The sequence below is a fragment of the Clostridium cellulovorans 743B genome (assembly GCF_000145275.1).
In the GTDB taxonomy this organism is placed as follows: Bacteria; Bacillota; Clostridia; order Clostridiales; family Clostridiaceae; genus Clostridium_K; species Clostridium_K cellulovorans.
Window position 1 is genome coordinate 1,846,142 of sequence record NC_014393.1, and the last position, 18,906, is coordinate 1,865,047.

Below are 18,906 nucleotides of genomic sequence, written 5' to 3' on the forward strand. Positions count from 1 at the left end.
GGTGTTGATATGAATGTAGCTAATTCAGAAAAAAAAGTATTGGCTTTTGACTTTGGAGCTTCCAGTGGAAGAGCTATTCTTGGAACCTTTAATGGAAAAACTATAGAAACAGAGGAGATTCATAGATTTTCCAATGATCCTGTAACGGTAAATGGTACTATGTATTGGGATATATTAAGGTTATTATTTGAGATAAAGCAAAGTCTAATAAAAGCAAAGCAATATGGAAGAATTCATAGCATAGGAATAGATACCTGGGGTGTTGATTTTGGACTTCTAGATAAAGAAGGAATGCTTTTAGAAAATCCTGTACATTACAGGGATAGTAGAACTAATGGAATGCTGGAAAAGAGCTTTGAAAAAATAAATAAAGAGGAATTTTATTCTATAACCGGCAATCAGTTTATGGAGATAAATACAGCTTTCCAACTTTTAGCCTTAAAGGAGAAGCGAGAGCATCTTCTTGAAAGAACTGAGACTATGCTTTTAACTCCAGACTTACTTAATTATTTCTTAACTGGAGAAAAGGTAACAGAATATTCCATTGCAACAACAACTCAACTTTTTGATGCAAAGGAAAGAACTTGGTCAAAGAAGGTTATAAAAGACTTAAACTTACCAGAAAAGATATTCACTAAAGTTGTGCCAAGTGGGACTGTGATTGGAACTTTGTCAGAAGCAATAAGAGAAGAACTTCAAATAGAAAATACAGATGTTGTTGCCGTTGCAGGTCATGACACACAATGTGCTTTAGTATCTGTACCAACAAATGAAAAGGATTTTGTATTCCTAAGCTGTGGAACTTGGTCTCTTCTCGGTACAGAACTGGATGAACCAATTATCGATGAAAAATCCAGTTCTTACAATATCACTAACGAAGGTGGATATGGCAATAAAATATCTTTTCTAAAAAATATCATTGGCTTATGGTTGGTACAAGAAAGTAGAAGACAGTGGATAAGAGAAGGAAAAGAGTTTAGCTTTGGAGAACTTGAAAAAATGGCTCAAGGCGCTAAGGCATTCCAATGCTTTATCGATCCTGATGATCCAATATTTGTACCAGCAGGAAACATACCAAAGAGAATTCAAGAATACTGCTTAAGGACTAATCAATATGTGCCAAAGAATGAAGCAGAAATAGTAAGGTGTATCAATGAAAGTCTTGCTTTTAAATATAGATATTCTTTAGAGGAATTAAAAGCCTGTACCCAAAAAGAATATAACACCATTTACATGGTTGGCGGTGGCATACAAAGTAAGTTATTATGTCAGTTAACTGCCAACGCATGTCAATGTAATGTTTCAGCAGGACCAATTGAGGCAACAGTCCTTGGTAATATGGCTATTCAATTAATGGCTAAGGGTGAGATAACGGATTTACAAGAAGCAAGAGAAGTTATAAAAACTTCTCAGGATATAGCTTATTACTCTTATGAAGAGTCAGAACTTTGGAATGAAATGTACAAAAAATTTAAGAGTTATTTAGAATGAAGTGTCAATGAATTTGAGAAGTATTTGGAATCAAGGATACAATGAATTTAAGAAATATAGTGTAGAAAAATAAATAAATTAACTCAGTGTACAAGTAAGTACACTAGATATTCTAAGGAGGTAATAGGATGTTAAAAGGAATACCACAAATTCTATCACCAGAACTATTAAAGGTTTTATGCGAAATGGGGCACAGCGACAGAATAGTTTTATCAGATGGTAACTTCCCTGCTGAGACTATGGGAAAAAACTCAATAGTGATTCGTTGTGATGGACATAATATACCAGACTTATTAGATGCAATTTTAACGGTCTTTCCACTGGATACCTATATAGATAAGCCAGTTAATCTAATGGAAGTTGTACCAGGAGATCATGTAGAAACACCTATTTGGGACACTTATAAAGAAATCGTTAAAAAACATGATTCTCGTGGGGCAGAGGCTGTAGGAAATATAGAAAGATTTGCTTTCTATGAGGAAGCTAAGACAGCTTATGCAATCATAGCAACAGGAGAAAAAGCATTGTATGGAAACATAATGCTTCAAAAGGGCGTTGTAGTTTAAAGATTGGAGTATGGAAACAGGTGATAGACTTTTTATTTAATTTTTTTATAGAAACATTCTCACCGTGGTTAGCAGGCACTATATTTGGTACTTTCTTTAAAAAAGATAGATGATAAAATTAATAATAAGTTATTAAGAATGGTATTTCGCTGTACTATGCTTGTACTTTTGCTAATTTTTGCTTTGATAGTAGCAGTTGTTATTGTTTTGTTAGTTTGTTTTATTTTAATAAAATTAAATATTGTATAGAAAAAAAGTCAAACGCACAATTTTCTTATTTTGAGAATTACGCAATAGTTATTAGTAAGATATATGTATAAATAGTATACGAAGAAAGGAAGTGAATTTTAGTGAGGGGTTGGTGTTTGTAATACACTCGCTCACTAAAGATAATTTATGAATTATATGGAGATAAGAGAACAAATCTGTGACATATGCCATAAGATGTGGCAATTAGGCTGGGTAGCAGCTAACGATGGTAATGTATCTGTAAAACTTGAGGATGGTACATTTTTAGCAACACCAACAGGAATAAGTAAATGCTTTATAACACCAGAAAAGTTAGTTCATATAAATGCTGATGGAGAAGTTCTTGATGGGCCAGAAGGAGCAAAACCTTCTTCAGAAATAAAAATGCATTTAAGATGTTACAAAGAAAGAGAAGATGTAGGAGCAGTTGTACACGCTCATCCACCAACAGCAACTGGATATGCAGTAGCTCACGTGGACTTAGATCGTTACACTATGATTGAAACTGTAATAGCAATTGGTTCTATTCCAGTAACACCATATGGAACACCATCAACTTATGAAGTTCCAGATTCAATAGCGCCATATTTGCAAGAGCATGACGTATTGCTATTAGCTAACCATGGAGCTTTAACCGTTGGTTCTGACTTAATCACTGCATATTACAGAATGGAAACTCTAGAATTGTATGCAAAGATAAGCTTAACTGCTCATCTACTAGGTGGGGAAAAAGAAATTTCAAAGGAAAACATAGATACTCTAGTTGGTATGAGACCTAAGTATGGAGTAACTGGAAAACACCCAGGATTTAAACGTTACAGAAAAGAAAAATAATTTGATTTCTGTTATGGAATGAAAAACGATATTAGGTCAGTGGTATAAAATAAATAGAAAAATTACAAAAAACAGCTTCTCAACTTATGAGACTTTCTAACTATAATATAGAATTTTAAATGTAATTTCCTCATAAAAACTTCTTCTTAGTGATAATAAGGATAATGATTATCACAAGAAGAAGTTTTTTTCATATGTAACATGTTAAAAGAATTATTTAAATGATAAAAATTTCCCTCTCAAAATGGAAAAGTCAAAAAAATTCTCAGCAATTACAAATATATGGGAATGACATATCTAATATAATGAGAGTACATAAGTAACTTTACTATCAACTTAAGTTAAATTTAAATTTTTTTAATAAATCAGAACAGGAATTGAAAAATCCATATAAAAAACAGTAGAATTGTATCGACATTTAAAGGGAATATACGTTGTAGAATTTTTAACTGATTTTGAACCTTTGTGAAAACAAGTTTTTTTAATTATATTTAAGAACATTTTTTCTAAAAGCACATAGTATAATTAAAGAGATAGTAGATATTAAAAAATAGTAAGAAGAAAAAGCAAGTATGTTTTATCGTTGGTAGCTAAATCATGCTAAATTGGTGGTAAAATGAAAAAATCTACAAAAAAATTTCTAGTGTAGATTATTTTTTGTTAGAAGGTTGTATACGTTTACTTAATTTGCATAAGTCCAAATTTAACTTGGTTTATCTATATAATGTCACTACATTAAACTATATCTCTTTATAATGATTTGACTTATTTTAGTAATTTTATTTAATTTATACTTTCAAGGAGAATTTGAAGTAAATTACTTTAGAAGTCTTAGAAACAAATTAACGGTAGTAACAATAAAGAGTAAGGGGGAGCCAAATGAATATAGTTATTGTAGATGATCATCCTGTGGTAAGGAAAGGGATTAAATTTATATTGGCCAATGAAAAAAATATTGAAGAAGTTAAAGAGGCTTCAAATATTGAAGAAGCGTTAAACATAATAAAAAATGAAGAGATAGAGATAGCTATAATTGATTTAGTCTTAAATAAGGAAGATGGTTTGGATATTATTGCAAAAGCAAAAGAACTTGGTTTAGGAACTAAGTTTATATTATTAAGTTCTTCTATTTCACAAGAGGATTTTAAAAGAGCATCCAAGTTAGGAGTAGATGGATATATACTAAAGGAAGCTTTTGTTGAAGATATTTTATATGCAATAAGTATAATCAGTAGAGGAATGAAGTATTATTATTCAGAAGTTCTAAAACAAAATGGTCAATTGGATCAAAATAGCATGATTAATCAATTAACCGAAAGAGAAAAGGATGTATTAACGGAAATTAGAAAAGGCTTGAGTAATGAAGAAATAGCTAAGGTTCTATATATATCAGAGCACACGGTAAAAAAACATGTCAGCAATATTTTATCTAAATTTAACCTAAGTAATCGAACTCAAGTAGCTTTTATGGTAAATAATAAGCTCAGTGGGTAGCAAATATGGGAATGTTAAGAATCAGGGCTTGCAGGCCCTTTTTTTTATGCTTTTAACCTTTAAAATACACATCTATGGTACAAAAGGAGTAGATGCTATGTAAAAAAGTATTAGATGAAATAAACAAAACTTATCAATTGAAACTAAACTTTTGAGGTGCGTAAATAACCTAAGTTGTAAGTATAATTAGTATATAGAAAGTATTAGTGATATTATTTCATCACAGTTTAATACAGGAAGTATTGTAAATATGAAAATATAAGCTCAGGATAAATAAATGTAAGATACTGCTACATTTAAGCTCTGAAGGGTAACAATGCTCTGTTTTAAGTATATTATAAGTTTTAAATAGACTATTTCACAAGTTTTTAAAGATACATAATTATTACTATAAAGGAGGGCTGAGAATTTGAGAAAGAAGTTATTAGGTTCACCAGCTGATAGAACTTAGGATTCTTCAGCTGACAGAATATAGCCTTCTACACAAGTAAAATTGCAAATGGAATAATACTCTAAATTTATTATTTTAGTAAAAGTGTGTAAAGAATCAAATTAATAATAAGAAGCGAAACTTATCTATATTATTATAATACTCTAATTTATTAATAAAGTTCGAGAAAAGATAAATTCTTTTTTCGAGCTTTATTATTTTAGTAAGGCTATATTGCTACATATATATTAGGAAGAAAAATTATGAGAAAATGTATTATCCAATAGATAATGGTAAACGTTTGTAGTATAATAATCTTAGGCTAAAGTGTTACAGTTTCTTTTGAAGCTGGAGTACTTTAGCCTAAATAATATATATATTGCAATAAAGAAACTACTTTAATTTTAACTATGCTATAGAAACTTGAGGTAGGGACTTAAATGAAATTTATATATAAAGATTTTTAATTTTTATTATAATACATATATTAAGGAGTGTTTTTATTATGGCAAACCGTATCGTATTAAATGAAACTTCATACTTTGGCGCAGGAGCTATCAGTGTAATTCCACAAGAGGTTACTGACAGACAATTTAAGAAAGCTTTTGTAGTAACTGATAAGGAATTACTAAAATTCAATGTAGCTCAAAAGGTTACAAATGTACTTGGAGATGCAGGGATTCCTTATGAAATATATGACAATGTAAAACCAAATCCAACTATTGAAAATGTACTTACAGGTGTTAAAGCTTACGCAGTATCTGGAGCAGATTTTATTCTTGCAATAGGTGGAGGGTCTTCTATCGATACTGCAAAGGGTATCGGAATCGTTACAAACAATCCTGATTTTGCAGATGTTAAATCTTTAGAAGGTGTAGCAGCAACAAAAAATAAATCAGTTCCAATAATAGCAGTTCCAACAACAGCAGGGACTGCAGCTGAAGTTACTATAAACTATGTAATAACTGATGAAGATGCAGTTAAGAAGATGGTTTGCGTAGATCCTAAGGATATTCCAGTTTTAGCTATAGTAGATCCAGAAATGATGACTTCAATGCCAAAGGGCTTAACAGCAGCAACTGGTATGGATGCTTTAACTCACGCTATTGAAGGTTACATAACTAAAGGTGCTTGGGTTATGACTGATATGTTTGAATTAAAGGCTATCGAACTTATAGCTAAGAATCTTCCAACAGCAGTTTTTGAACCAAATAACATAGAAGCAAGAGATGGAATGGCAACAGCTCAATACATAGCAGGAATGGGCTTCTCAAATGTTGGTCTTGGAATAGTTCACTCAATGGCTCATCAATTAGGTGCAGTTTATGATACACCTCATGGAGTTGCTAATGCGCTTTTATTACCATATGTTATGGAATATAATGCACCAGCTACAGGGGAAAAATACAAAGAAATCGCTCGCCAAATGGGTGTAGCAAATGTAGATAATATGTCTGCAGAAGAATATAGACAAGCAGCTGTAGATGCAGTTGTTACTTTATCAAAGAACATTGGAATACCACAAAAGCTAGTTGAAATTGGAGCAAAGGAAGAAGACTTACAAAGACTTGCTGAAATGGCATATGCAGATGTATGTACTCCAGGAAATCCAAGAGATACTAGTGTTGAAGAAATATTAGAAATATACAAAAAAGCTTTTAAATAAATCTAATAATGAAAAAGTTTATGCTTTAAAACCATCTTCTATTGGGATAAGTTATTCTAGAATAAGTTTAGATCCTCAAGAAATAGCAGTTGGATTTCTTGAAGATTATTCTAAATGGAGTTTTAAAAAAGGTGATTCTTATTTAAACTGTGACACAATAGTCATTGACGGTAATTTTAATGATCATTATAAAGAAAAATTTAAAGCAGATAAATTTCAACTTATCATAGACAATAATACAGGAATTCTATTAAACCTTAGAAAATATAATAGTGCAACAAATGAAGATTTTTCAACTATGGAAGTTACAGAATTAAACTTTAAAGATAAAATAGATGATTCTGAATTTGTTAAAAATAAAGATGGTTTTACAGAAATTAAAATGCAGGCAAATTAAATTGTAAATTTTAAAACTCAAGGTAATAAAACATAACTAGTTCTTATTTAGGTTATATTAATGGTAGCTTGCTGTCATAAAGGATAAAAACTAAATATCAACTATAAAGAGAAGTTGACGAAGAAAGAAGAAAATAGAACAGTTAAAAAAAATAATTGCATTGGTGAAAACCGGTGCAATTATTTTTTATTGCTGCCTTTAAAGATCCATTGTAAAGTATTTCTTTCTATAAACAGAAATGTAACTAATAAAGGTAATAGGACACCGCTGAGTATATAAATGTAAATAAACCAACTATAAAATATCTCTTTGAAGTTATAATTAGTGATATGCAATATATTACGCATAATATATGCAAGAGTTTTTGTAGAAACAGAAAATGACCAAGGATGTAATAAAAGTATCATTAGTGAATTAGCTCCAGCATATTTAAAAATCCTAGTAAATATCGGAACATTTTTATAACTTAAAAGCTGTGCTATTTGAATTGTAATATAAATCCCGCTTATTGCAGTAGGGTAAAAAATAAGTATATTATTAAAATAACGGCCCATCATATCTATCCGACCATTGAAATGTAAACCTGAGATGAAGATTAAAATTGACAATACTAATAATATAATATTCTTTTTAGCTGAAATGTAGTTTTCAATTTTTCTATAATAAAAACCTAAAAAGCAAAAGAACATAGTTATTGGGATCAGATCTATGCCCCATGGTAAATTTAATGGGATATAGTGTTTTTTAATAATGATACTGCCTACCATTGCGAGAAACGTGAAAACCAAAAGTTGCTTATGGATAGAAAACTTATGAAGCCTAGAAAGAATAAAAGAAAACACTACTAGAGTAGCAAATAAACACGGTAAGAACCACATTGGAGTATTAAATGTATTGAAGCCTTTACCATTAGATTTAAGTATTGCTATAATACTTGCTTTAGGAGAAGTTGGTATAGCAGCAAATTTTGAACCATACCAGAACGCAAATAAACATCCAGCAATATAAGGAATGACAATACTTTTAAATCTTGAAATAATAAAAATCCTTTGGTTGGATTTATACTTGGAATAGTTGTATAAATATCCAGAAGTAAAAAAGAAAAGTGGCATATGGAAAGAATATATTGTTTTAATTAACAATGGATTTTTTAAGGAAGCATGCCCAATAACCACCAATATAATGCCTAATGCTTTAAGCATATCGATATAGGAAATTCTTGTATTATTCAAAGTAAACACCTCAATCTAAATATGGTAAATATTATGATGATATTATAGCAAAATTATTAAATTTTTTAAATAACATTAAATGAAAGAGGTTATGATAAGCACTGATGTATTTAATACTCTAAAAACTAGTATTTCTTAATTTAGTACAAAAAATAGATGGAAGTTACAGAAGTAAACTTTAAAGATAAAATAGATCATGCTGGTTTTGTTAGAAATAAAACTGGTTTTACAGAAATTGAAACGTAGAAACGTTAAGGTTATATATATAATAAAGAACAATTGTATTATAATACAATTTAGATAACGATGAATTGGAGGTGAAATGCTATGAATGAATATACAATAGAAGAATTGGGAGAAGCACTACAAGTTGTAGCTTCAACTATCAGTAACTGTGAAAAAATGCAGCTAAAATTTGCTGAGGGTACCTCACAGCACACACTCCTTAAGAACAGGATAAAGGCATTGTATATTTCAAAGGCATTGATAACAGATGAAGGTATTACTAGTAAATACACAAAAGAAGAATTAACAGAAGCGTTACCCCCAGTATCTTCAATTATAAGTAAAAGTGAAAAGGCACAGCTAAAGTTTGCCGAGGGTACTTCTCATCATACTCGCCTTAAGAAGATAATAAAGGCTATGTATATTTCAAAAGCATTGATAGAAGATGAAATTAACTTGTTTTGAGAAATGAACAAGTTGAAATTTTAAGTCAAAGGAAATAAATGTTGACGCACTGCGTCAAAAATTAACTTGGACTCATTATAGGTTGTTAATTTAAGTTTGTCATAAGGCAAAAAGAGAATTCTATATAAAATAATGTATAAAATATTCATAGTCACTCATTGCGTGACCAATTGAGTTGGACTCACTATAGAATGTTTATAGTACCGAAAAAGAGAATGTTGAAATACAGTTAGTTAAATACATAGGAATAAGATAAATATAAACGAATTATTCAGAGCATAATCGGTAGTATATAATAATGTCATAGAAATTTTGTATTACTCTAAGTGAGAGGAATGAAAACATAAATATGAACTACAAAATTTTAATTGCAGAAGACGATAAAGATATTATAGATCTTTTAAAATTATATCTTGAAAATGAAAAATTTCAGGTTTTGTCTGCCATTAACGGGGAAGAGGCCTTAGAAATTGTTGAAAATAATGAAATTCATCTAGCTATTCTTGACATAATGATGCCAAAATTAAACGGTTTTGAATTAACAAAAAAAATTAGAGAGATAAGTAATATGCCTATTCTAATCCTATCGGCTAAAAATTTGGACAGTGATAAGATTTTAGGACTTGATTTAGGTGCCGATGATTATCTTACAAAGCCATTTAATCCTTTGGAAATTATTGCAAGAGTAAAGTCGTCTATTAGAAGATGCTATAATCTTAAAGCTGATGAAGTAGCATCGGAAAAAGAAAATATTTTAACAGTAGGTGAATTATCGCTTAATACAGAATCCTTTATGTTAACAAAAGGTGGCAATGAAATATCAATTACGCCTACGGAATATCGAATATTAGCGCTATTAATGAAATCTCCAGGGAGAGTATATACAAAAATGCAGATTTACGAATTAATTAAAGGCGAATATTTTGAAAGTGATGAAAATACAATTATGGTACATATATCAAAATTAAGAGATAAAATAGAGGATGATTCTAAAAACCCGTTATATATTAAAACTATAAGGGGGTTAGGATATAAAATTGAAAAACAAAAATAAGAACAAGAGAGGTAGCTTATTTTCACTTTTATTAAAGAATTATTTGGCATTTTCTGTTATGAATATAGCAATCTTTGTCTTAGTAATTATTTTTGAGGTGATAATTGTATATGAAGATAATATAATAATTCAACCTAAAATATCTGAGCAGCAAGCATTACTTGAAAATCTTGAGTTTGATAAAATAAATATTAATACACTTGTTGGAAATGATGGATGGATTGAGATACTAGATAGCAATAATAAAGTTATTTATCAAAAAGGTAATGATGTGCAACAATTACCAATTCATACTGATAAAGAACTGAAAACTATTCCTAATGAATCTGATAACTATGAGGTGAAAAAGCATTCCTTTGTGGATAAAAAAGGTGATACATACACGTTAATTTTACATATAAAGAAATTAAGTGACCAAGAAGCAACGTACTTATTACGAAAATATTTTATAATTTTCATTTCTTTGTTGCTAGCTTTATATATAACCTGTATAAATATCTTTGTACTATTATTAAATAAGAAGGTTAAAAAACCCCTTAGTAAGTTAGAAGATGCTATGCAAGCTTTTGCAAATGGAGAACGGAATCAAATAATCATGTATAAAGGACCAGCTGAGTTTGTGAAGATATGTGACAGCTTTAATTTAATGGCTACTGAACTGAAAGAAAGCGAAGAAGCACAAAAAAGGCTTGCTATTGAAAAGCAAAAAATGCTTGCAGATATCTCCCATGATTTAAAAACACCAATCACAAATATTCAAGGCTATGCAAAGGCATTATCTGATGGAATCATTCCAAAGGATGATTATGATAAATATCTCAAAATAATTTATCAAAAATCTAATACCTTAACTGAATTAATTAATATTTTCTATGAATACAGCAAAATAGAACATCCGGATTTTAAAATGATTATGGAGCAAGAAAGCTTCAGTGAATTTTTAAGAACATATATAGCTGAAAAATATGAACATATATGCGATCTTGGTTTTGAACTAGAAATTCTTATACCAGAAGATAAAATGTATTATTCTTTTGATGCAATACAACTTCAAAGAGCTTTTGATAATATCATTTCAAATTCACTAAAACACAATCCTAGTGGTACTGTAATTAATATTGCGTTGGAAGAACAAGGGGAATGTTACAAAATTAACATTGCGGATAATGGTATCGGAATAAGTGATGAAATTGCTAAAAATATATTTGAACCTTTTGTGGTAGGGGATGAATCAAGAAATTCAAAACAAGGCTCTGGGCTTGGGCTTGCAATAACAAAAAAAATAATTGAAAAGCACGGTGGGAATATACGTATCATACCATCTTCAGAAACAAAGTTCAAAACTGAATTTGAAATATTGCTTCCGAAAAATTAAATATAGTAACTATGCTGTAGCCTATAAACTGGCTGCAGTATTTTTTTAGGAAGTTTCAAGAAATAATTAATCAAAATGCTCGTCTGTTTTTTTACTTTCTTAACAAATCTTAAGGTTATATAAAGATGAAATTAAGGTGTGTATATTATTATAAGGCTATGAAAGACATAACATTAGGGAGGAAAATCAATGGAATATGCATTAGAGCTTAAAGGGCTTACTAAAAAAATTAAGGATAAAACAATTGTAAATAAATTATCCTTTGGAGTCAAAAAAGGTGAAGTGTTTGGGTTTTTAGGACCCAATGGTGCAGGAAAGACAACAACAATACGTATGATAGTAGGGCTTATAGGTATAACAGAAGGAGATGTACTAGTTGAAGGCAAAAGCATGAAAACTAATAAGATAGAAGGGCTTAAACAGATAGGTGCAATAGTTGAAAATCCAGAACTCTACCCATACTTAACAGCAATACAAAATCTAAGATATTTTTCTAGGATGTATGATAATGTTAGTGAAGAGAGAATTATGAAAGTAGTAAAACTAGTAAAGCTTGAAAATGCTTTAAATCAGAAGGTTGGAACATATTCACTAGGTATGAGACAACGACTAGGAATTGCAGTAGCCTTGCTTCATAATCCGAAGATTCTTATCCTAGATGAACCTACAAATGGACTAGATCCAGCAGGGATAAAAGAATTAAGGGAATATTTAAAAGAACTGGCACACAAAGATAATATAGCGGTAGTGGTGTCAAGTCACATGCTTTCGGAAGTAGAACTTATGTGTGATAGGGTTGGAATTGTCCAAAAGGGAGAACTTGTTAAAACAGTAGACCTTAATAATAGAGAAACATCATATACTTGGCTTAAAATAGAAGCAGATAATTTAGAAGTTGCAAAAGTTTTGTTAAAAGAAAAGATAAAAGGGATAGACGTAGAAATAGAGGATCAGATTTTAAAGGTTAAGACTGAAAAGAAAGACGTACCTATGATTCTAAAAGTATTGCTTTATAATGACATAGAGGTTTATAACGCAAGCTTTGGTAAGGAATCATTAGAAAATATATTTTTAGATCTTACAGGAGGTGCAGTTTATGGTCGTTAAATTAATAGGGAATGAATTTAGAAAATATCTATATGAAAAGAAAATTTATATATTCTTAGGTATAAATACTTTCATAACAATTATGATGTATATAGTGAATGCTTTTTATAGCCAAACAAAACCAGAAAGTGGAGTAGATTTTGCATTTAGCGCTTTAAATGGATTGAGACTGTTAATACTCATATTTAGTATAATTTATGCAGGAGAAATACTTCCACGAGAGTTTTCACAGGGAACCATAAAGCAATTAATGATAAAGCCTCATAGCAGAACAAAAATTTTATTTTCAAAATATATCACAGTATTTCTTTTAGCAATTGCACAATATCTAGGAGTGTTTATAGCTGCTTTAGCACTGGGAACAGCTAGTTTTGGGTTTTATGATAAGGGCACACAATTAGCACATTTGATTTCTACATTTGTAAATGGGTCTATATTACCTTTAGTATTTTTAGTAACAATAGCATTTATGCTATCGGTGTTAACAAAATCATCAGCAATAGCTATATCATTTGGAATAGGTCTTCAAACCATAGGCCAGCTGATAGGAGCGTTAATTCAAAGTAAAATACAATGGTTTTCAAAATTTTATTTATTTTCTGTTATGGATTTTAATAATTTACCAGCTCATGCTACAAAAGCTTCTTCTACAATAGTACTAATAACTTATTTTATTATTTTCATGATAATTACATTTACTTATTTCAATAAAAAAGATATTGTATAATATCAATAAGTTCAGTCTGACTAAGGTGTCATAAGTATAATGGCAGTAAAAAATAAGCTATTAATTTAAAAAAATCCTATTCCTACTATTCACATATAGGTAGAAATAGGATCTTTTTTTAGTTGATTCAGATTCATGTATTTCTTCAGAAATTTCAGAGCAGTTTTGAAGCTAAAGAGAAAATATAATAAATAAGGGTTATAATATAGTTATAAAATTTTAATATTAATGTAAAATTATCTATAAGAATAATCAAGTAGGGTGATTTAATGAAAATACAAAAAGGAGTGATATCATGAGCAACAAATACCCAAGCAAAGCCATAGCCCAAGAAACTTTAAAGGAAGCAGAAAAACTAAACAAAGGACAATGGGTACAACACGCAGAATACGTAGCCTTAGCTTGCAAAAATATAGCAGAGCACTGTGAAGGTTTAGACAGCGAAAAAGCCTATGTGTTAGGATTACTACACGATATTGGTAGACGAGTTGGAATAGTAAAAGAAAAACACACAATTGCAGGCTATGATTATTGCATCAGCCAAGGTTGGGATGATGTAGCTAAAATATGCATCACCCATTCATATAGTATACAGGATATAAAATCCGTTGTTGGGGAAATGGATATGAGTAAAGAAGAATACGATTTTATCGAAAATTATCTAGATTCTATAGTTTACGATGATTATGATTTACTGGTTCAACTTTGTGATGCCTTAGCTTTGCCAACAGGATTTTGCTTAATGGAACAAAGGTTAGTAGATATAGCTCGCAGATATGGTTTTAACCAATACACTCTTCTAAGATGGGAAGAGCTTTTTAAGATAAAAGAATATTTTGAAGATAAAATAGGAAGTTCAATTTATCAAGTATTACCTGGTGCAGCTGAGAATACCTTTGGATTAAAATAGAATGAAAATATAGTCACTATATTATATTTTTGGATTATAAGATTTGTAGTTGCTACAAGGGGATTAGCATTAAAAAGCTGATTGATTGAATATACTATATATTTTTGGTATGATTTTATCATATATAAGTTAAGCTAATGAAACTTCATCAAAACTTTATGGACATATGACAAAATTAATATAAACTATGAAGAATCTTTGTGAAAATTTATATATAGCTACAAAAAAATCAATAAAAGCAGTAAAGGGTGAAGTATTTGGCTACTATAAAGGATGTTGCGAAATATTGTGGTGTCTCTGCAATGACTGTTTCAAGAGCACTAAATAATAGCACTGAGATATCCCAAGAAACGAAAGAGAGAATATTAAAGGCTTGCCAAGAACTTGGCTACAAGCCTAATAATGCTGCGAGAAGCTTGATTACGAAGAAAACAAAGATGGTTGGACTAATAATTCCTGATATCACAAATCAGTACTACGCTAATATAAGCAAGGGTGTCAGTTCTTATATTGAAGCCCTTGGATATGGATTGGTATTATGTAATAGCGACAGAAAAAAAACTAATGAACAAGGGTATTTAGATTTTCTTACTGAAGGAAGATGTGATGGGATAATAATTCTGCCTGTTAATCCACAAAAGGAAGATTATGAGCAGATAGCAAAGATAACTCCAATGGTTATGGCGGACAATTATGCTGAAGGTCTAGATGTGAGTTTTATTTCTAGCGATAACTATTATGGAGGTACAAAGATTGTTGAACATCTTATAAAGCAAGGATATAGAAGGATAGGTATTATACTCGGTGGAGAAAGGTCAACAGCTTCTAACGAAAGGTTTAGGGCATATAAAACAGTTCTTAAAAATAATAATATAGAATTTGATGAGAATATTGTGATATACAGCAATGCTACCTTTGAAGAGGGCTTTATTTTAGCAGAAAAGTTACTTGAAAAAGGGGTTGATTGTATTTTTGCAATTAATGATACTGTGGCAATGGGAGTAATTAAATATTGCTATCTAAAGGGCATTAAAATCTCTGAGGACGTGGGTATAGCTGGCTATGATAATATTGAACAAAGTTCGATGCTTCCAATTCCCTTAACTACTGTTGATCAAAATGGGAAGTTATTAGGGCAAATGGCAGCAGGGCTGTTGATGGATCAACTTAATGGAGAAACGGTGAAAAATAAAGTTATAACTCTTGAACCAAAGCTTGTAATAAGAAAATCTTGCAGGGAAATATAATGTGGTTGACTACTAGGTATATACAATATATAATGGAATCAAAAATTGTTAGCGTTAACGACAAAATATAAAATTCCGTTAATGTTAACAATATATTTTTTTGAGAATGTGTTAACGTTAACGATATTATAAAGTATATTGGAAAGAGTGGGGAAAAGTATGGATGTTAGGTATTCAAGTCATTATGAAGATGTAAAAAAATATGATACATCAGATTTAAGAAGGCATTTTTTAATTGAAGACCTTTTTGTAAAAGGTGAAATGAAAATGGTGTATAGCCATATTGATAGAATAATTATTGCGGGTGCAACTCCAACGGATAAAGCGATTTCTTTAGCAGCAAGTAAAGAACTAGGTTGTGATTATTTCCTTGAAAGAAGAGAAATGGGTGTTATCAATATAGGAGGACCTGGAGTTGTAATTCTTGATGGAGAAAAATATCAGTTAAATTCAAGGGATGGTCTTTATGTTGGTATGGGAATCAAAGAAGTGAGCTTTGAAAGTCTTGATTCTAATAAGCCAGCTAAATTTTATATAAATAGTGGTACTGCACATAAAGCTTATCCAACAGTTAAGATTGATTTAGAGAAAGCTAACAAGGTTAAAGCAGGTACTGATGAAGAATGTAACAAAAGAACAATAAATCAATATGTTCATCCTGCAGTTTGCGAAAGTTGCCAATTAGTTATGGGAATGACTATTTTAGAACCAGGCAGCAACTGGAACACAATGCCTTGTCATACTCATGATAGAAGAATGGAAGTTTATTTATATTTTGATATGGATGATGATTCTGTGGTGTTCCATCTAATGGGAAGACCAGATGAAACAAGACATATAGTAATGAAGAATGAACAAGCAGTAATTTCTCCAAGTTGGTCAATTCATTCTGGGGTTGGAACAAAAAACTATACCTTTATATGGGGTATGGTGGGAGAAAATCAAACCTTTACGGATATGGATGGAGTGCCTACAAATCAGTTAAAATAATAAAGCATTACAACTAAATATACAAGTTTTGAAGCGTTAGTAGGAATGTTGAAAGAGTGGAATTTATATTGGTAGTAATTACCTTAAAAATATCCTGCCATGATTTTTCTGTTACCAGTTGAATTCGATGCTCTTACATATAGATTTTTACAGTTACCTTCATGAAATTATATGATTGGTAATTTCAATAAAGTGAAAAGTTTATATCATAAATCAACTAGTACAAAAAGTTATTCCAAGATGTTTACAAGCGATTGCAGTTTTTTCGAAATAATAAATGATTTTATAATAATTATAGACTTGTTGTAGGAGGATATATGATTAATTTACGTGAGATAAAGAAAGCTTTAATTTATGGTAATGACAATGATTATGTTTTATTTCCAGAGGTACGTGAAAAATCCGTTATGGATTTTATTATGAATAGTGAGAAACATAAGACACAGATTGAGGAAATAAGGTTAAACTCAAATTTGGCATTAAAAGAACCATCACCAATTATAAATTTTAAGATATTTAAAGAGTTTGAGGATACTGGGAATAGGTTGCATTTTGAAAATGCTTACTTTAAAAGAAGAAGGCAATTATTTTCATTAATATTAGATTATATAATGAAAAAAAATCAAGCCTATATATTTATCATAGAAGAAAAATTGTGGGAATGGTGCGATCTTTATAGTTGGGAATTACCTGCTCATTTTGATATATCAAAAGAGAATATTGAAGAAGGTGGGGAGTTACCAGATACAACAGTAGCTTTATTTGCAGCAGAAAATGCTTTCTTTTTTGCTGAGATATTATCCTTAATAGGTGATGAATTAGATGAATTTTTAGTATTCAGATTAAAGAAAGAAATATTTAGAAGGGTAATTAATCCTTTTAAAAACAGGAATTATTGGTGGGAAACTGCCGAAATGAATTGGGCATCAGTTTGTGCTGGAGCAGTTGGAGCTACGGCTATTTATTTAGTCGAAGATATTGATGAACTTTCGTTCATAGTAGATAGAGTTATAAAAAGCTTTGATTCTTATCTTAATAGCTTTGACGAAGATGGTATAACAGCAGAAGGATTAACTTATTGGAGTTATGGCTTTAGCTTTTATGTATTCTTCGCTGAATTATTAAAAGATAGGACTAGTGGAAAAATATCTTTAATTAAAGATAATGAGAAGATAAAACATATTGCTAGACTTCCTCAGATCTTGCAATTTCCTTCAAGAGATTTTGTTAATTTCTCTGATGCAGACAGTGAAAAATGGCAAGGAGATTGTGGATTGTTTGCAAAGCTTGAGGCTGAATTAGATATAGAAGGCTATAACTATGAGAATAGTACCAGTTTATATTCTGATCATGCTTTTAGATGGGCGTCTATGGTGAGAAAGATTTTCTGGTATTGCGATACTTATAAAGATAGCAAAGGTCCCACAGCATTAAAAAAAGTTACCATGAGCAATAACGGAAAAAGTAACAAGGAAGAGGATCATGTTTTAAATAAAGATAATTATTTAACAGGTAGTTTTTATTTTAAAGAATCTCAATGGCTTGTTGATAGAAGAAATATAAATGGTAATTTTGTAGCTTTTGCAGCTAAGGGTGGAAATAATGATGAACCACATAATCATAATGATTTAGGACATTTTATTCTTCATTATAAAAATGAAAATATTTTTATGGATTTAGGTTCACCAGAATACTTAAAGGAATATTTTAATGATAAAACAAGATATGACTTCCTAACAGCTTCATCCTTGGGACATTCTGTACCAGTGATTAATGATAGCGAGCAAAAGTATGGTAGATTGTCATTCTCAAAAGTAATAGATTATAAGACCACAGATTCTAAGATACTTTTTAAATTGGATTTAACAAGAGCATATAGGATAAAAACTCTTGTGAATTTTGAAAGAGAATTTATTTGGGATTATAAATTGCTAGAGCTTACTATTAATGATAGCTTTAATCTTAACAAAGCAAATAATATCATTAAAGAAGCCTTTATTACGAAAGTTAAGCCAGAATTAATTGAAAAGGGAAAAGTTAGAATCAATGCTGACAATTCTATAGTAGAAATGCTTTATCCTGAAAATTTACAGTGTATTATTGAAGAATGTAATTTCAAGAATCACAGTGGAGAAGAAACTACTGTATATAGAACTTCATTTTTAGCTGAAGCAAGTTATATTGAAGCCTATAGTTTTAAAATTAGATTAATGGACAAATAATCAAGCTTATAAACACAGACAATTTATTTGTTCAAATATTTTTGAATTAAGCCTGGCTAGAGCAGAATGGAATATTTAGAATAATAAAGTCCTCAGTTTTTTAGAACTGAGGACTCTATTAAATTTAACTGAAGTCAATAAGTTTACCGAACACAATAAGGTACTTAACATAATAAGCTTATTTGGTAAGCTTTTATCTGTATCTTTATCTTGATATGTGGTTTA

Annotated in this window: 15 protein-coding genes; 14 read left to right on the forward strand and 1 reads right to left on the reverse strand. The window is 30.2% G+C overall.

Annotated features, from left to right (window positions below; genetic code table 11):
• Positions 1 to 9: 9 nt before the first annotated feature.
• From CLOCEL_RS07560 to fucO, 5 genes are all read left to right on the forward strand, one after another.
• Positions 10 to 1,491 carry a rhamnulokinase gene (locus CLOCEL_RS07560; protein ID WP_010077549.1) on the forward strand — a complete coding sequence of 494 codons (1,482 nt, stop codon included), beginning with the start codon at positions 10 to 12 and terminating at the stop codon, positions 1,489 to 1,491.
• Positions 1,492 to 1,619: 128 nt separating this feature from the next.
• Positions 1,620 to 2,057 (forward strand): RbsD/FucU family protein, encoded by a 438-nt coding sequence (locus CLOCEL_RS07565; RefSeq protein WP_010077548.1) that lies wholly within the window; start codon positions 1,620 to 1,622, stop codon positions 2,055 to 2,057.
• A 396-nt stretch (positions 2,058 to 2,453) separates the two neighbouring features.
• The gene (locus CLOCEL_RS07570; RefSeq protein WP_010077546.1) at positions 2,454 to 3,140 is read left to right on the forward strand and encodes a class II aldolase/adducin family protein; all 687 of its coding nucleotides are present in this window, start codon (positions 2,454 to 2,456) and stop codon (positions 3,138 to 3,140) included.
• An 879-nt stretch (positions 3,141 to 4,019) separates the two neighbouring features.
• Positions 4,020 to 4,634, forward strand: a complete 615-nt coding sequence (locus CLOCEL_RS07575; RefSeq protein WP_010077545.1) for a response regulator — start codon at positions 4,020 to 4,022, stop codon at positions 4,632 to 4,634.
• A 935-nt stretch (positions 4,635 to 5,569) separates the two neighbouring features.
• Positions 5,570 to 6,730 carry a lactaldehyde reductase gene (gene fucO / locus CLOCEL_RS07580; protein WP_010077544.1) on the forward strand — a complete coding sequence of 387 codons (1,161 nt, stop codon included), beginning with the start codon at positions 5,570 to 5,572 and terminating at the stop codon, positions 6,728 to 6,730.
• Between the two features lie 576 nt (positions 6,731 to 7,306).
• Here fucO and CLOCEL_RS07585 read toward each other — a convergent pair.
• Entirely contained in the window at positions 7,307 to 8,359 is a 1,053-nt protein-coding gene (locus tag CLOCEL_RS07585) for an acyltransferase family protein (RefSeq protein WP_010077542.1), read from the reverse strand.
• A 327-nt stretch (positions 8,360 to 8,686) separates the two neighbouring features.
• On the opposite strand from CLOCEL_RS07585, the gene CLOCEL_RS07590 reads away from it, so the two are divergent.
• The 9 genes from CLOCEL_RS07590 (at position 8,687) to CLOCEL_RS07630 (ending at position 18,681) form a co-directional block, all read left to right on the forward strand.
• The gene (locus tag CLOCEL_RS07590) at positions 8,687 to 9,049 is read left to right on the forward strand and encodes a hypothetical protein (protein WP_010077541.1); all 363 of its coding nucleotides are present in this window, start codon (positions 8,687 to 8,689) and stop codon (positions 9,047 to 9,049) included.
• Between the two features lie 349 nt (positions 9,050 to 9,398).
• Positions 9,399 to 10,103: a response regulator transcription factor gene (locus CLOCEL_RS07595; protein ID WP_010077540.1), complete on the forward strand. Its 705-nt coding sequence runs from the start codon at positions 9,399 to 9,401 to the stop codon at positions 10,101 to 10,103.
• Positions 10,087 to 11,478 (forward strand): HAMP domain-containing sensor histidine kinase, encoded by a 1,392-nt coding sequence (locus CLOCEL_RS07600; RefSeq protein WP_010077539.1) that lies wholly within the window; start codon positions 10,087 to 10,089, stop codon positions 11,476 to 11,478. Before CLOCEL_RS07595 ends, CLOCEL_RS07600 begins: the two co-directional genes overlap by 17 nt.
• Positions 11,479 to 11,667: 189 nt before the next feature.
• Positions 11,668 to 12,585, forward strand: coding sequence for an ABC transporter ATP-binding protein (locus tag CLOCEL_RS07605; protein ID WP_010077538.1), 918 nt, complete (start codon positions 11,668 to 11,670; stop codon positions 12,583 to 12,585).
• Positions 12,575 to 13,312 carry an ABC transporter permease gene (locus CLOCEL_RS07610; RefSeq protein WP_010077537.1) on the forward strand — a complete coding sequence of 246 codons (738 nt, stop codon included), beginning with the start codon at positions 12,575 to 12,577 and terminating at the stop codon, positions 13,310 to 13,312. The genes CLOCEL_RS07605 and CLOCEL_RS07610 overlap by 11 nt, the downstream gene beginning before the upstream one ends.
• 295 nt (positions 13,313 to 13,607) lie before the next feature.
• Positions 13,608 to 14,222 (forward strand): HD domain-containing protein, encoded by a 615-nt coding sequence (locus CLOCEL_RS07615; RefSeq protein WP_010077536.1) that lies wholly within the window; start codon positions 13,608 to 13,610, stop codon positions 14,220 to 14,222.
• A 248-nt stretch (positions 14,223 to 14,470) separates the two neighbouring features.
• Positions 14,471 to 15,469 carry a LacI family DNA-binding transcriptional regulator gene (locus CLOCEL_RS07620; protein WP_242655237.1) on the forward strand — a complete coding sequence of 333 codons (999 nt, stop codon included), beginning with the start codon at positions 14,471 to 14,473 and terminating at the stop codon, positions 15,467 to 15,469.
• A 159-nt stretch (positions 15,470 to 15,628) separates the two neighbouring features.
• Positions 15,629 to 16,459 (forward strand): 5-dehydro-4-deoxy-D-glucuronate isomerase, encoded by an 831-nt coding sequence (kduI, locus tag CLOCEL_RS07625; protein ID WP_010077534.1) that lies wholly within the window; start codon positions 15,629 to 15,631, stop codon positions 16,457 to 16,459.
• Between the two features lie 317 nt (positions 16,460 to 16,776).
• On the forward strand, positions 16,777 to 18,681 hold the full coding sequence (locus CLOCEL_RS07630) for a heparinase II/III domain-containing protein (protein ID WP_010077533.1): 1,905 nt from the start codon (positions 16,777 to 16,779) through the stop codon (positions 18,679 to 18,681).
• The last annotated feature ends 225 nt before the right edge of the window (positions 18,682 to 18,906 follow it).

What these genes read in the sequence shown, in the direction of transcription:
- CLOCEL_RS07595 (WP_010077540.1), top strand. Translation starts at nt 9,399, where the DNA reads ATGAACTACAAAATTTTAATTGCAGAAGACGATAAAGATATTATAGAT.
- fucO (WP_010077544.1), top strand. Translation starts at nt 5,570, where the DNA reads ATGGCAAACCGTATCGTATTAAATGAAACTTCATACTTTGGCGCAGGA.
- kduI (WP_010077534.1), top strand. Translation starts at nt 15,629, where the DNA reads ATGGATGTTAGGTATTCAAGTCATTATGAAGATGTAAAAAAATATGAT.
- CLOCEL_RS07630 (WP_010077533.1), top strand. Translation starts at nt 16,777, where the DNA reads ATGATTAATTTACGTGAGATAAAGAAAGCTTTAATTTATGGTAATGAC.
- CLOCEL_RS07610 (WP_010077537.1), top strand. Translation starts at nt 12,575, where the DNA reads ATGGTCGTTAAATTAATAGGGAATGAATTTAGAAAATATCTATATGAA.
- CLOCEL_RS07605 (WP_010077538.1), top strand. Translation starts at nt 11,668, where the DNA reads ATGGAATATGCATTAGAGCTTAAAGGGCTTACTAAAAAAATTAAGGAT.
- CLOCEL_RS07560 (WP_010077549.1), top strand. Translation starts at nt 10, where the DNA reads ATGAATGTAGCTAATTCAGAAAAAAAAGTATTGGCTTTTGACTTTGGA.
- CLOCEL_RS07575 (WP_010077545.1), top strand. Translation starts at nt 4,020, where the DNA reads ATGAATATAGTTATTGTAGATGATCATCCTGTGGTAAGGAAAGGGATT.
- CLOCEL_RS07590 (WP_010077541.1), top strand. Translation starts at nt 8,687, where the DNA reads ATGAATGAATATACAATAGAAGAATTGGGAGAAGCACTACAAGTTGTA.
- CLOCEL_RS07615 (WP_010077536.1), top strand. Translation starts at nt 13,608, where the DNA reads ATGAGCAACAAATACCCAAGCAAAGCCATAGCCCAAGAAACTTTAAAG.
- CLOCEL_RS07565 (WP_010077548.1), top strand. Translation starts at nt 1,620, where the DNA reads ATGTTAAAAGGAATACCACAAATTCTATCACCAGAACTATTAAAGGTT.
- CLOCEL_RS07570 (WP_010077546.1), top strand. Translation starts at nt 2,454, where the DNA reads ATGAATTATATGGAGATAAGAGAACAAATCTGTGACATATGCCATAAG.